The following is a 12743-nucleotide window of genomic DNA, read 5'->3' as shown; positions in this document are numbered from 1 at the left end:
ACGGCCGGTGTAGGTCGGAACGATAGGCGAATTATGGTTAACGGGGGTTTAAGGGGGTGCCTCTCACCCCTCCAGCAGCGTCTTCGCGCGGGCGGCCAACTCCGTCAGCGGAACCTCGACCTGCTCGCCTTTGACCAGATGCTTCAGGGTCGCGGTGCCGCGGGCCTTTTCGTCGGACCCCATCAGCAGGACGACGGGGATGCCGGCGCGGTCGGCATATTTCATCTGCTTGGCGATCTTGCCGCCGTCCAGCTGGATTTCCGTGTTGATGCCGGCGGCGCGCAACTCGCTGGCCATGCGGAAATAATCGGCGGACAGGGCCGGGTCCATCTGCGTCACCAGCACCTGGGCGGTGGGGGTGGCGTCCTTGATGATGCCGGCCTCCATCAGCTGGTAGAACAGGCGGGTGGCGCCGATGGAGATGCCGACGCCCGGCAGCTTCGACTTGGTGTAGTGGCTGGCGAGATTCTCGTAGCGGCCGCCGGAGCAGACCGAGCCGATGCCGGGATGGTCGTTCAGGAAGGTCTCGTAGACGGTGCCGGTGTAGTAATCGAGGCCGCGCGCGATGGCGAGGTTGATGCGCACCGTGCCCTCCGGCACCTGGAAGGCCTTCAGCCCCTCGATGACGGTGGTCAGCTCGCCCACGCCTTCGCGGAAGAGGTCGGTCTCGATGTCGAGTGCGCCGAGTGCGGCCAGCGTCTCGGCGTTGGTGCCCTCCATGGCGATCAGCGACAGGATGGTGTCGGCGGCATGCTCGGTCACGCCGAGGCCCAGCAGGCTCGCGCGCACCTTGTCCTGACCGATCTTGTCCAGCTTGTCGATCTCGCGCAGAACCAGAACGCGGGTGTCGGCGTCGGCGACGCCCAGACCGTCGAGCAGGCCGAGCAGGATCTTGCGGTTGTTCACGTTGATGGTGAAGCCGCCGAAGTTCAGCTCGGTGAAGACATGGTGGATGACCGCCGGGATCTCGGCGTCGTAATGGGCGGACAGGCTGTCCTTGCCGATCACGTCGATGTCGCACTGGTAGAATTCGCGGAAGCGCCCGCGCTGCGCCCGCTCGCCGCGATAGACCCGCTGGATCTGGTAGCGGCGGAAGGGGAAGGCGAGGTCGCGCTCATGCTCCGCCACATAGCGGGCGAGCGGCACGGTCAGGTCGAAGCGCAGCGCCAGCTCCGGCTTGTTGCCCTGCTGGATGGCGCCGGTGGACTGGACGAAATAGACCTGCTTCTCCGTCTCGCCGCCCGACTTGGTCAGCAGCGTGTCGACCGTCTCGAACACCGGGGTTTCGACGGGGACGAAGCCGAACCGCTCATAGCCGCGGCGGATGGTGTCCAGCATGCGCTGGAAGGCCACCTGCTGGCGCGGCAGCAGCTCCATCGTTCCGGGCGGGGTGCGGGGCGTGATCAGGCTCATCGGAGAAGGTCCGCGCTTGGATAGGAAAAGCGTGGGTTTTCTAGCCCCTTTCGCCGGCCCCGTCACCTGCGGCCAAAAAAGGCGGCGGAAAAATTTTCAGGCTCCTCGAAAATTTTTTGGAAGGGCGTGGAATGAACGGCAGCGGGGCCACGTTCATCTAAGCACGATCCCGCAACGAGGATCGCTCACCGAAATGGAGAAACCAAATGTCCGGCACCGTCTTTGGGTCGCGTATCCGCTCGTCCGTTTCGACTTTTGCGTTTGTCGCCCTGATGGCGACGGCCCCCGTGCTGAGCGCGGGTGCGGCAACGGTCGCGCCGGCCGTTCCGGCCACGCCGGCCCCCGCCGCGACGACCGACTCCACCACGACGGCTCCGAAGCTCGACCAGAAGGCCGATCAGAAGGCTGTCACCAAGAGCGAGGCCACCAAGACCGAAGTCCAGAAGACCGAGGCCCCGAAGGCCGATGCCACCAAGGCGGATGCCGGCAAGACCAAGCATGAGCAGGTCGCGGCCACCCCGAAGGCCGAAGTGACCAAGACCCAGGCCGACGCCGTCGCCAAGGAACTGGGCGCCAAGCCGACCGACCAGCTGACCGTCCAGCTCGGCAAGTACCACGAGCAGATGCTGGCCGCCCATGCGCTGAAGGACAGCGCCGCCCGCGACAAGGCGGTGGCCGACGCCCGGCAGCAGCTCGCCGGCATCGGCGGCAAGCCGGTGACCGCGGAGCAGGCCGCGAAGATCGACGGCATCCTCGGCCTGAAGACCTCGACCACCATCCAGTAAAGTTTCGGGCCAGTAAGGTCTGCCCATGACGGCCAGCCCCCCGCCAACGCCGGCCGGCGGGGGGCTGCCGGCTTCCCTTCATGTTTCCAGCCTGCGTTTCCGGTTTGGGGACCGCCTCTGTTGAGATGCCGCGGCGATGGCGATAGAACGTCGTCCAAGCTCACCGCCCCTCGACACCAGCGCCGGGACCCGATCCATGCCGAACGACCGTCTTGTCATCCGCCGTCCCGACGACTGGCATGTCCACCTGCGCGACGGCGCCATGCTGAAGGCGGTTCTGCCCTTCACCGCCCGCCAGTTCGGCCGCGCCATCGTCATGCCGAACCTGAAGCCGCCGGTGGCGACGGCCGCCGACGCCATGGCCTACCGCGAGCGCATCCTGGCGGCCCTGCCTGACGGCGTCGCCTTCACCCCGCTGATGACCGCCTACCTAACCGACGGCACCGATGCCGGCGATCTGGCCCAGGGCTTCACGGATGGGGTCTTCGCCGCCGCCAAGCTCTATCCCGCCAACGCCACCACCAACAGCGCCCATGGCGTCACCGACATCGCCCGCATCGCCCCGGTGCTGGAGCGCATGGCGGACATCGGCATGCCGCTGCTGATCCATGGCGAGGTCACCGACCAGTCGGTCGACATCTTCGACCGCGAGGCGGTGTTCATCGACAGCATCCTGGCCCCGCTGCTGGAGCGCCACCCCAGCCTGCGAATCGTGCTGGAGCATGTGACGACCGCCGACGCCGTGCAGTTCGTGCGGGCCCATGCCGCCAGCGGCCGGATCGCCGCCACCATCACCGCGCACCATCTGCTGATCAACCGCAGCCACATCTTCCAGGGCGGCATCCGCCCGCACCTCTACTGCCTGCCGATCGCCAAGCGCGAGACGCACCGGGTGGCTCTGGTCGAGGCGGCGACGAGCGGCGAGGGGCCATTCTTCCTCGGCACCGACACCGCCCCGCATACGGTGACCGCCAAGGAGGCCGCCTGCGGCTGCGCCGGCTGCTTCACCGCGGCCAACGCGCTGGAACTCTATGCCGAGGCGTTCGACGAGGCCGGCGCGCTCGACAGGCTGGAGGCTTTCGCCAGCCTGAACGGCCCGCGTTTCTACAACCTGCCGGTCAGCGAGGAGCGGGTGGCGCTGGAGCGCCGTCCGTCGGTCGCCCCCGACCTGATCCTGGTCAGCGAGGGCGACGCCGTGCTGCCCTTCCGCAGCGGCGAGACCCTGCGCTGGAGCTTTGCCGGCGCGGTGTGACGGTCTGCGGACCGGTTTCGCGGAAAAGGGCGCGGATAGGGGAAGGACGGAACGGTCATGGCGACGATCCAGGAAGCTCTGCTCATCGCCTTCGACCTGCACCAGGAGCGGCGCCTCGAAGAGGCGGATGCCATCTATCGCCAGATTCTGGACGCGGTTCCCGACCATGTCATGACGCTCCACCTGCGCGGCATCCTGCTGGGGCAGAGCGGCAGGCTGGAGGAGGGTTGCGACCTGATCCGGCAGGCAATCGCCGGCGATGGAACGCAGCCGGATTTCCACACCAACCTCGCCGGCCTGCTGGAGGCGCTGGGCCGGTCCGGCGAGGCCCTCGACCCGATGGTCCGCGCCGCCACCCTCGACCCGACCCGGATCGTCCAGCTCAACGATTTTGCGATGCGGTCCTTGAAGGCGGGCCGTCCCGGCGAGGCCGCGCAGGCGCTCCGTGCTGCGGTCGGGCTGCAACCGCTTTCCATCGAGCTGCGCTGCAACCTTGCGGTGGCGCTGGCCGCCGACAGGCAGGGTGCGGCGGCGGCGGCGGAGCGCTGCATCGCCCTGCTGCTGGTTCCCGATGCCGCCGAGATGCTGCGGCTGCTGGGGGAATATCTCCTGCAACTGGGCCGGCAGGCTCCCGACGGCGAGGCGGCACGGACGCTCCGGCGTGCCCTGATCCTCGACCCGCTGCATCACGGCCTCTGGAACGGGCTGGGCAGGCTGCACAAGGAGGCCGGACGATTGATGGAGGCGCGCCGGGCCTACGAGTCCGGCCTTGCGGTCGATCCGGCGGCAGCGGAGCTGTGGAACAACCGTTCGAATGTCCTGAAGGGGCAGGACGATCTGGAAACCGCGCTGGCCGGCCAGCGCCGGGCGGCGGCGTTGCGGCCGGACGAGATCGGCATCCGCAGCAATCTGGGCGACGCGTTGCTGCTCGCGGGCCATCCGGAGGAGGCCTTGGCGAACACGCAGGCGGTGCTGGCGCTCGCTCCCGAGCTGGGGGAATCCCGGCTGCTCCGTGCCCTGGCCCTGCTGACGCTGGGCCGTTTCGAAGAGGGGTGGGCGGCCTGGGAAGACCGCTGGACCGTGCAGCCCTGGCTGTTCGCCGCCGGACGCTTCCCGCAACCGGCCTGGACGGGCCAGCCGCTGGGTGGGAACCGTCTGCTGATCTGGGGCGAACAGGGGATCGGCGACGAAATCCAGTTCGCCAGCCTGCTGCCGCTGCTGGTCCGGGCGGGTGTCCGCTGTGTGTTGGAATGCGAACCGCGGCTGGTTCCGTTGTTCACGCGCTCGCTGCCGGAGGTGGAGGTGGTCGCGCGGGGCTGGCCCCCCGATGCAAACCTGACGCTGACCGAGGGGGCCGACCCGGACCATGCGCCGATTGCCGCGCAAATCCCGGCGGGCAGCCTGCCGCGCCTGCTGGCGGACGCCGGGGGAGTCCCGTACTCCGCCGCGCCCTATCTGCTGGCCGATCCGGCCAGGGTCTCGGATTTTCGCGCGGCGATTCCGGCCGGCACGCTGGCGGTCGGCATCGCCTGGCACACCACCAATCCCAAGCACGGGCGCAGCCGCAACATGCCGTTGCGCGTGTTGGCCCATGCGCTCCACCGGCCCGGCGTCCGCCTCGTGGTGCTGCAATATGGCGACTGGACGCAGGAGATCGCCGCCTTGACGGCGGAGGGCATCGACATCGGGGAACTGCCCGGTCTCGATCCCTGGGGCGATCTGGACGGGCTGGCCGCGGCGGTTGCCGCCGTCGACCTCGTGGTCTCCATCGACAATGTCACCGTGCATCTGGCCGGGGCGCTGGGGCGCCCAACCTGTGCACTGCTGCCCCATGCCGCCGAATGGCGCTGGCTGCGCGACCGGTCGGACACCCCCTGGTATCCGACCGTCACCCTATGCCGCCAACAGGCGCCGAAGGACTGGAGCGTGCCGCTTCGGCTTGCACGGCAACGGCTTGACGAACTGGCCGACGGATAACCGGCTCCGCTCTGTCCCTGTCCGACCCAGGCCACGCAGTCTCAGAACAGGCTGCCCTGTACCGGCACCGGCCGAGGCTTGCGCGGTGCCGCCTTTTTCTCCGGCTTGGGGTCCGCCTGCGCCTCGGGCTTCATCTCCGCCTTGGGCGCGCCGCCATCGACAGTTGCGGCAACTTTGGCATCGTCGGCGAAGACGATGTTGACGGCCAAACCCGGCGTCGCCTGATCGGCGCGGGTCACCGGGCGGCCGTCGCGGTCCTCGACCAGGGCGAAGCCACGGGCCAGCACGCCTTTGTAGCTGTAACTCTCCAGCAATTGGCCGAGCGACGCCAGAGACGCCGCCTTGTCGGCAACACCCTTGGCATGGCTGCGGTCGAGGCGCGGCGTCAGGTCGGCGATGCGGCGGGTGCCTTCATCCAGCTTTACCCGCGCCGGGGTCAGCGACAGCCGGCCGGCAACCCGGTCGAACCGCCCGCCGGCGGTGGTCACCGCATGGCGCAGGCCTGAATCGAGGGCGCGGCTTTCCGACGCCAGCTTCTGCTCGGCCTGGGCCAGCTTCTCGCGCGGATGGCGCAGCTTGGCGGCCAGCTCGCCGACGCGGGTGCGGCGGCGCTCCAGCAGGGCCATCGCTGCAAGGTTCAGCCGCTCCGCCCGGTCGTCCAGCCGCTGGGCATGGCCTTCCAGCAGGGCGCGGGGATCGCCGAGGCCGCGGGCCAGCCCCTCCACCCGGTTGCGGCGGTCCTCCACCGCGCGGGAGGCGCAGGCGAGCAGCCGGCGCTCGTCGTCGAGGATCTGGGCCAGCAACTCGCCGCGCACCGGCACCGCCATCTCGGCGGCGGCGGTCGGGGTGGGCGCCCGCAGGTCGGACGCGAAGTCGATCAGCGTGGTGTCGGTTTCGTGCCCGACGGCGGAGATCAGCGGAATGGCGCTGGCCGCCGCGGCACGGACGACATTCTCCTCGTTGAAGGCCATCAGGTCCTCCAGCGAGCCGCCGCCGCGCGCGACGATGATCAGGTCGGGCCTCGGAACGCGCCCCCCCGGCTGGATGCGGTTGAAGCCCTCGATGGCCGCCGTCACTTCGGCCGCCGCGCGCTCGCCCTGCACCGCGACCGGCCACAGCAGGACATGGCGGGGGAAGCGGTCGTTCAGCCGGTGCAGGATGTCGCGGATGACCGCCCCGGTGGGGGAGGTGACGACGCCGATCACGTCGGGCAGGAAGGGGATGCGCTTCTTGCGGGCGGGATCGAACAGCCCCTCCGCCGCCAGCCGGCGCTTGCGCTCCTCCAGCATCTTCAGGAGCGCGCCTTCGCCGGCCAGCTCCATCGACTCGACGATCAGCTGGTACTGCGAGCGGCCGGGATAGGTCGTCATCCGCCCGGTGACGATGACCTCCAACCCCTCTTCCGGCCGGATGGCCAGCTTCGCCATGGTGCCGCGCCAGCACACCGCCTCGATCACCGCGGTGTCGTCCTTCAGCCGCATGTAGCAGTGGCCGGAGCTGTGCTTCTTCGGCTGGCTGATCTCGCCGCGGACGCGGACGAAGCCGAACTCCTCCTCGATGCTGCGCTTCAGCCGGCGGGCGAGGTCGCCAACGGTGAATTCCGGAAGGTTGGAGCCGGGGCGCGGTTCCGGAGCAATCAGCGGCGTGGAGATTTGGGGTGCGTTTTCGGACGTCATGGCGCTCTTGAGTTGGGGCGCCGCCATGATACAAGGCGCGCAGATCGCAACAAGGCGGAAGGAGCGCCCCCCATGAAAGTCCTCGTCGTCGGATCGGGCGGTCGTGAGCACGCGCTCTGCTGGGCCATTTCCAACTCGCCGCTGTGCGATGCGCTCTATTGCGCGCCGGGCAATGCCGGCATCGCCGACGTCGCCACGCTGGTGCCCATCGGGTCGGAAGATGTCGACGCGCTGGTGCGCTTCGTCCAGGACAACGCCATCGACTTCGTCGTCGTCGGTCCGGAGGGGCCGCTGGTGCTGGGTCTGGTGGACAGGCTGACCGCGCTGGGCGTCAAGGCCTTCGGGCCGAGTGCGGCGGCTGCGGAGCTTGAGGGGTCCAAGGGCTTCATGAAGGACATCCTGGCGAAGTACGGGGTGCCCACCGCCTTCTATGAGCGCTTCAAGGATCCCGAAGCCGCCAAGGCCTATGTGCGCAAGCATGGCGCCCCCATCGTGGTGAAGGCCGACGGGCTGGCCGCCGGCAAGGGCGTCACCGTCGCCCGCACCGAGCAGGAAGCCTTCGAGGCCATCGACGACGCGCTGGTCGGCGGCCGCTTCGGCGCCGCCGGTGCCGAGGTGGTGGTGGAGGAGTTCCTGGACGGCGAGGAGGTCAGCTTCTTCGCGCTGTGCGACGGCGAGAACGCGCTGCCGCTGGCCTCGGCCCAGGACCACAAGGCGGTCGGCGACGGCGACACCGGCCCGAACACCGGCGGCATGGGCGCCTATTCCCCGGCCCCGGTACTGACCGCCGATTTGCAGGATCGCGTGATGCGCGAGATCATCCTGCCGACGGTCAAGGGCATGGCGGCGGAAGGCAAGCCCTTCAAAGGCGTGCTGTTCGCCGGCCTGATGATCATGCAGACGCCGGACGGCCCGGTGCCGAAGACGCTGGAGTTCAACGTCCGCTTCGGCGACCCGGAATGCCAGACGCTGATGATGCGGCTGAAGTCCGACGCGCTGGCGGCGCTGGTGGCGGCGGCCGACGGGGTGCTGGACAGCATCGACCTGCGCTGGCACGACCGGACCGCGCTGTGCGTGGTGATGGCGGCCAACGGCTATCCCGGCGATTACACCAAGAACACCGAGATCCGCGGGCTGGACAAGGCCGGCGCGGTGGATGGCGTGACCGTGTTCCACGCCGGCACCAAGCGGGCCGAGGATGGCCGGGTGCTGTCGGTCGGCGGCCGGGTGCTGGGCGTGACTGCGCTGGCGCCAACAGTGGCGGAGGCGCAGACGGCGGCCTACAAGGCGGTGGACGCGCTGGACTGGCCGGGCGGCTTCTGCCGCCGCGACATCGGCTGGCGGGCGGTGGGGCGGTAAGCTCTGCTGTCGGACAGAAAATCGGGGGGCGCAGCGATGCGCCCCCCTTTCTTTTCCCTCAGGTCTTTTCCCTTTACGCCCGCAGCCGTTCCGACGTGGAGGCGATGTTCTGCGACACCACTTCGATGTCGCGGACCACGCGGGTGACGCTGTGGGCGATCTCCTTGGTCGCCGATTCCTGCTGCGACACGGCAGCGGCGATGGTGGTGGAGATCTGCTGAACGTCGGTGACGATCGTGCCGATGCGGCGGATGGCGTCGACCGCATGCAGCGCCTCCTGCTGGACCGACGCGATCTGCGCCGCGATGTCGTCGGCCGCGCTGCCGCTCTGCTGGGCCAGCGACTTCACCTCGTTCGCCACCACGGCGAAGCCGCGGCCCGCCTCGCCGGCGCGGGCGGCTTCGATGGTGGCGTTCAGCGCCAGCAGGTTGGTCTGCGAGGCGATGCTGTTGATCAGCTTGGTGATGGCGCCGATGCGCTCGGCCGAGGTGACCAGGGCTTCCACCGCGGCGTTGGTGCGGGTCGCCTCCTCCGATGCCTTTAGCGAGGCGCCGGACGCCTCGTTGGCGCGGTTGCTGATGTCGGAGATCGAGGCCGACAGCTCCTCTGTCGCGGCGGCGACGGTCTGGGCGTTGGCGGTGGCGCGGTCGGCGGCGGTGCCGACTTCGCGGTCCAGAGACTCGGCAAGGGTGGCGATGCTGCTGCGGCGTTCGCCGTCCAGTTCCGCCTGCCGCAGTTCGGCCATCTTCTGGGCGTGGATGTCGATCAGCGAGCCGCAGGCGCGCAAGGCCAGGCCGTTGCCGTCGCGGGCGACGCCGCCGATGGCGCGGAACCAGCGATAGGTGCCGTCCTTCAGCTTCAGCCGGTAATCGACGTCGTAGCCGGTGCGGCCGCTGCGGTCGTTCAGGCAGGCCATGAAGCCGTCGAAGGTCGGCTTGGCGTCGTCCGGGTGCAGCCGGTCGGCCCAGGAATTGACGCCGTCGGGAAAGCCGGCCTTGTCGTCACGGTCGAACCCGGCGAGGCGGCGGAACTCCGGCGACCAGTGCCACCGGCTCTGCGCATGCATCGGGTCGGCGTTGTAGAACACCGCATCCCACAGCCCGACGCCGGCATGGCGGTCGAGCAGCTTGGCCCGCTCCAGTTCGTTGCGCTCGGCATCGATGTCGATCAGCGATCCGCAGGCGCGGAGCGCAAGGCCGCTGCTGTCGCGGGCGACGCCGCCGATGGCGCGGAACCAGCGATAGCTGCCGTCCTTCACCTTCAGCCGGTAATTCACATCATAGCCGGTGCGGCCGCTGCGGTCGTTCAGGCAGGCCATGAAGCTGTCGAAGGTCGGCTTGGCGTCGTCGGGGTGCAACCGGTCGGCCCAGGATCCGACCTTGTCGGGGAAGCCGGCCGTGTCGTCGTGGCCGAAGCCGACGAGGCGGCGGAATTCCGGCGACCAGTGCCAGCGGCTCTGCGCATGCATCGGATCGCCATTGTGAATCACGGCGTCCCACAACCCGACACCCGCATGGCGTCCCAGCAGAGCCAACTCTTCGGCTGCCTGATTGTCCTGGGGCTTGCGGAACGACAGCATTCTTTTTAACTCCCGATGGCTGAAGGCGACAGACGCATCATGGGCATATATTCGTTAAACAAACACTTAACAGAGCATACCTTGTTTATACTTATCATATGCACCGGTTGCTGCGATCTGAAGAATTTCGTCCGGATTTTCTGTGGGGTGAATTTGTTTGCATGCGTTTGCTGTTGAGAAATTCTGTTCCGGCATGGCGATAACAATAATGCGCAGAGCGAGAGCCAAACCGTCGGCAATGGCCTAGCGGCGCTTCCTGAAGAAGTCCCGCAGCAGCGCCCCGGCCCTGGTCTCGCCGATTCCGCTGTAGATTTCCGGCGCGTGGTGGCAGGTCGGCTGGGTGAAGAAGCGCGGGCCGTGGTCGACGGCGCCGCCCTTGGGGTCGTAGGCGCCGTAATAGACCCGCCGGATGCGGGCGAAGCTGATCGCCGCGGCGCAGAGCGCGCAGGGCTCAAGCGTCACATACAGGTCGCAGCCGGGCAGGCGGGGCTGGCCGCGCTCCGCACAGGCGGCGCGGATCGCCAGCAGTTCGGCATGGGCGGACGGGTCGCACAGCTCCTCCGTCCGGTTGCCGGCGGCGGCGAGCACCGCGCCCGTGGCGGGATCGACGACGACGGCGCCGACCGGTACCTCGCCGCGCGCGGCGGCGGCCTCGGCGGCGGCGAAGGCGAGGTCCATATGGGAGGGAGGGGGCATGGCCGGGCAGGGTGCCAACCGCCCGCCGGGCCCGTCAACCGGATTCCGGTGTCGGGGCGCTGGACTCGTGTTGCGGGCGGCGCGTCCAGGCCCTATGGTCCGGCCATGGACCGCTCCGATACTGTCAAGAAATCCGATTCCGCCAATAATGGCGGTGAACGCATCGCCAAGCGACTGGCGCGCGCCGGCCTATGCTCGCGCCGCGACGCCGAACGCTGGATCGCCGAGGGCCGCGTCGCGGTCAACAGCCGCGTGCTGGACAGCCCGGCCTGCGTGGTGCGCCCCGGCGACATCGTGCAGGTCGACGGCAAGGTCATTCCGGAACCGGAGCCGGCCCGCCTTTGGCGCTATCACAAACCGTCGGGTCTGGTCACCACCGCCCGTGACGAGAAGGGGCGCGAGACCGTTTTCGACCGCCTGCCGCCCGACCTGCCGCGCGTGGTCTCCATCGGCCGTCTCGATCTGACGACCGAGGGGCTGCTGCTGCTGACCAACGACGGCGAGCTGGCCCGCTTCCTGGAACTGCCGGCCACCGGCTGGACCCGCCGCTACCGCGTGCGCGTCTTCGGCGAGGTCGATGAGAGGCAACTGGCGGCGCTGGAGAAGGGGCCGACCATCGAAGGCGTGAAGTACGGCCCGATCGAGGCCGCGCTCGACCGCATCCAGGGCCGCAACGCCTGGCTGACCGTCAGCCTAAAGGAAGGCAAGAATCGCGAGATCCGCAAGGTGATGGAGTCGCTGGGGCTCCAGGTCAACCGGCTGATCCGCGTCGCCTATGGCCCGTTTCAGCTCGGCAAGCTGGAGGAGGGCGCCGTCGAGGAGGTGCCGAAGCGCGTAGTCCGCGAACAGATCGCCCCCTTCTTCGGCACGCCCGAAGGGGCGGAATCGACCGAGTCCGGTACCAAGCAGCGCGCCAAGGCCCGTGCCGAAGCGGCGGGGAAATCCGGTCCAAAGGCCGCATCTTCCAAAGTCGGCGCTGCGGCGAACGCCGATGCCAAGGCGGCGCCGAAGCGCGCGCCGCGGTCCGCCACCAAGCGGCACGAGGCCGAGGCCGCCCGCACCGAAGAGACCAAGCCGGCGCGGCGCGGCGCATCCACCCGCGGCACCCTGTCGCTCGGCGGCGGCTCGGCGAAGCCGGGCCGTTCCGGCAAGCCGGAGGGTGCCCGGTCAGACGCCCCGCGGTCCGAGGGCGCACGTTCTCGCGATGACAGGCCTCGTGACGAGAGGCCCCGCGATGACAGGCCGCGCGACGGCAAGGCTCCGGGCTTCAAGCCGGGCGGGTCCAAGCCGGCTGGTCCGAAGGGTGCCGGTCCGGCACCGCGCGGTGGGCCGAAGGCCGGCGGCGGCGAGAGGTCTGGCGGCGGGGCTGGTGGACGGACGGAGCGCCCGCGTGCGGATCGTCGGCGGTAAGCACCGCGGCCGCAGTCTGGTGGCACCGGGCGGGCACGATACCCGCCCCACCACCGACCGCACCCGGCAAGCCATCTTCAACATCCTGGCCCACGCCGACTGGGCGCCCGAGTTCGAGGGCGCCGCGGTCGTCGATGCCTTTTGCGGCACCGGTGCGCTGGGGCTGGAAGCCCTGTCGCGCGGTGCGTCCTGGTGCGGCTTCCTCGACATGGGCCGGCCGGCGCTCGACGCCGTGCGCGCCAATGTCGAGGCTCTGCGCGAGACGGCGAACGCCCAGATTCTGCGTGCTGATGCGGCCAAGCCGCCGCCGGCGCCCCGTGCCTGCATGCTGGCCTTCCTCGACCCGCCATATGGCCAAGGGCTGGCGCCGCGTGCGCTTGAGGGTCTGCTGCGCGCCGGCTGGCTGGCCGACGGCGCGCTCGCCGTGGTTGAGGTCGCCGACCGCGATCCGCTGCCTCTTCCCGACGGTTTTTCGGCGCTCGACGAGCGCCGCTATGGCGACACCCGCGTCGCCTTCCTGACGGTCCGCCACCCGGCCTGACCGCATGGACGGTTCCCGCTTGCCCTGCCCTTGGCGTTGCGGGTCAGTCCTTTAG

General features: G+C 69.3%; 10 protein-coding genes. 6 read left to right on the top strand and 4 right to left on the bottom strand.

Going from position 1 to position 12743, the window contains the following annotated elements; all coding sequences use genetic code 11:
* Positions 1-63: 63 nt before the first annotated feature.
* Entirely contained in the window at positions 64-1413 is a 1350-nt protein-coding gene (hisS, locus tag ABNQ39_RS07670; RefSeq protein ID WP_376956552.1) for a histidine--tRNA ligase, read from the bottom strand.
* A gap of 272 nt (positions 1414-1685) precedes the next feature.
* Between hisS and ABNQ39_RS07665 the strand changes: the two genes are divergently transcribed.
* From ABNQ39_RS07665 to ABNQ39_RS07655, 3 genes are all read left to right on the top strand, one after another.
* Positions 1686-2198, top strand: a complete 513-nt coding sequence (locus ABNQ39_RS07665; protein ID WP_376956550.1) for a hypothetical protein — start codon at positions 1686-1688, stop codon at positions 2196-2198.
* A gap of 196 nt (positions 2199-2394) precedes the next feature.
* Positions 2395-3450 (top strand): dihydroorotase, encoded by a 1056-nt coding sequence (gene pyrC / locus ABNQ39_RS07660; RefSeq protein ID WP_376956548.1) that lies wholly within the window; start codon positions 2395-2397, stop codon positions 3448-3450.
* Positions 3451-3507: 57 nt separating this feature from the next.
* On the top strand, positions 3508-5427 hold the full coding sequence (locus ABNQ39_RS07655; RefSeq protein WP_376956546.1) for a tetratricopeptide repeat protein: 1920 nt from the start codon (positions 3508-3510) through the stop codon (positions 5425-5427).
* Positions 5428-5468: 41 nt separating this feature from the next.
* Here the strand turns inward: ABNQ39_RS07655 and xseA are convergent, their stop codons facing one another.
* Complete coding sequence (gene xseA, locus ABNQ39_RS07650) at positions 5469-7103, bottom strand: exodeoxyribonuclease VII large subunit (protein WP_376956544.1); 1635 nt, start codon at positions 7101-7103, stop codon at positions 5469-5471.
* A 72-nt stretch (positions 7104-7175) separates the two neighbouring features.
* Between xseA and purD the strand changes: the two genes are divergently transcribed.
* Positions 7176-8462, top strand: a complete 1287-nt coding sequence (gene purD, locus ABNQ39_RS07645; RefSeq protein WP_376956542.1) for a phosphoribosylamine--glycine ligase — start codon at positions 7176-7178, stop codon at positions 8460-8462.
* A gap of 73 nt (positions 8463-8535) precedes the next feature.
* Here the strand turns inward: purD and ABNQ39_RS07640 are convergent, their stop codons facing one another.
* Positions 8536-10041: a methyl-accepting chemotaxis protein gene (locus ABNQ39_RS07640; RefSeq protein WP_376956540.1), complete on the bottom strand. Its 1506-nt coding sequence runs from the start codon at positions 10039-10041 to the stop codon at positions 8536-8538.
* A 243-nt stretch (positions 10042-10284) separates the two neighbouring features.
* The gene (locus ABNQ39_RS07635; protein WP_376956538.1) at positions 10285-10737 is read right to left on the bottom strand and encodes a nucleoside deaminase; all 453 of its coding nucleotides are present in this window, start codon (positions 10735-10737) and stop codon (positions 10285-10287) included.
* Between the two features lie 105 nt (positions 10738-10842).
* Between ABNQ39_RS07635 and ABNQ39_RS07630 the strand changes: the two genes are divergently transcribed.
* Together ABNQ39_RS07630 and rsmD are read left to right on the top strand one after the other, a co-directional pair.
* Positions 10843-12147 (top strand): pseudouridine synthase, encoded by a 1305-nt coding sequence (locus ABNQ39_RS07630; RefSeq protein ID WP_376956536.1) that lies wholly within the window; start codon positions 10843-10845, stop codon positions 12145-12147.
* Positions 12128-12688 carry a 16S rRNA (guanine(966)-N(2))-methyltransferase RsmD gene (gene rsmD / locus ABNQ39_RS07625; protein ID WP_376956534.1) on the top strand — a complete coding sequence of 187 codons (561 nt, stop codon included), beginning with the start codon at positions 12128-12130 and terminating at the stop codon, positions 12686-12688. Before ABNQ39_RS07630 ends, rsmD begins: the two co-directional genes overlap by 20 nt.
* Positions 12689-12743: the final 55 nt, after the last annotated feature.

This window comes from Azospirillum sp. A26 (assembly GCF_042604635.1).
GTDB lineage: Bacteria > Pseudomonadota > Alphaproteobacteria > Azospirillales > Azospirillaceae > Azospirillum > Azospirillum palustre.
The sequence above is the reverse complement of the archived record's forward strand: the minus strand, read 5'-3'. Positions and strand labels throughout refer to the sequence as shown.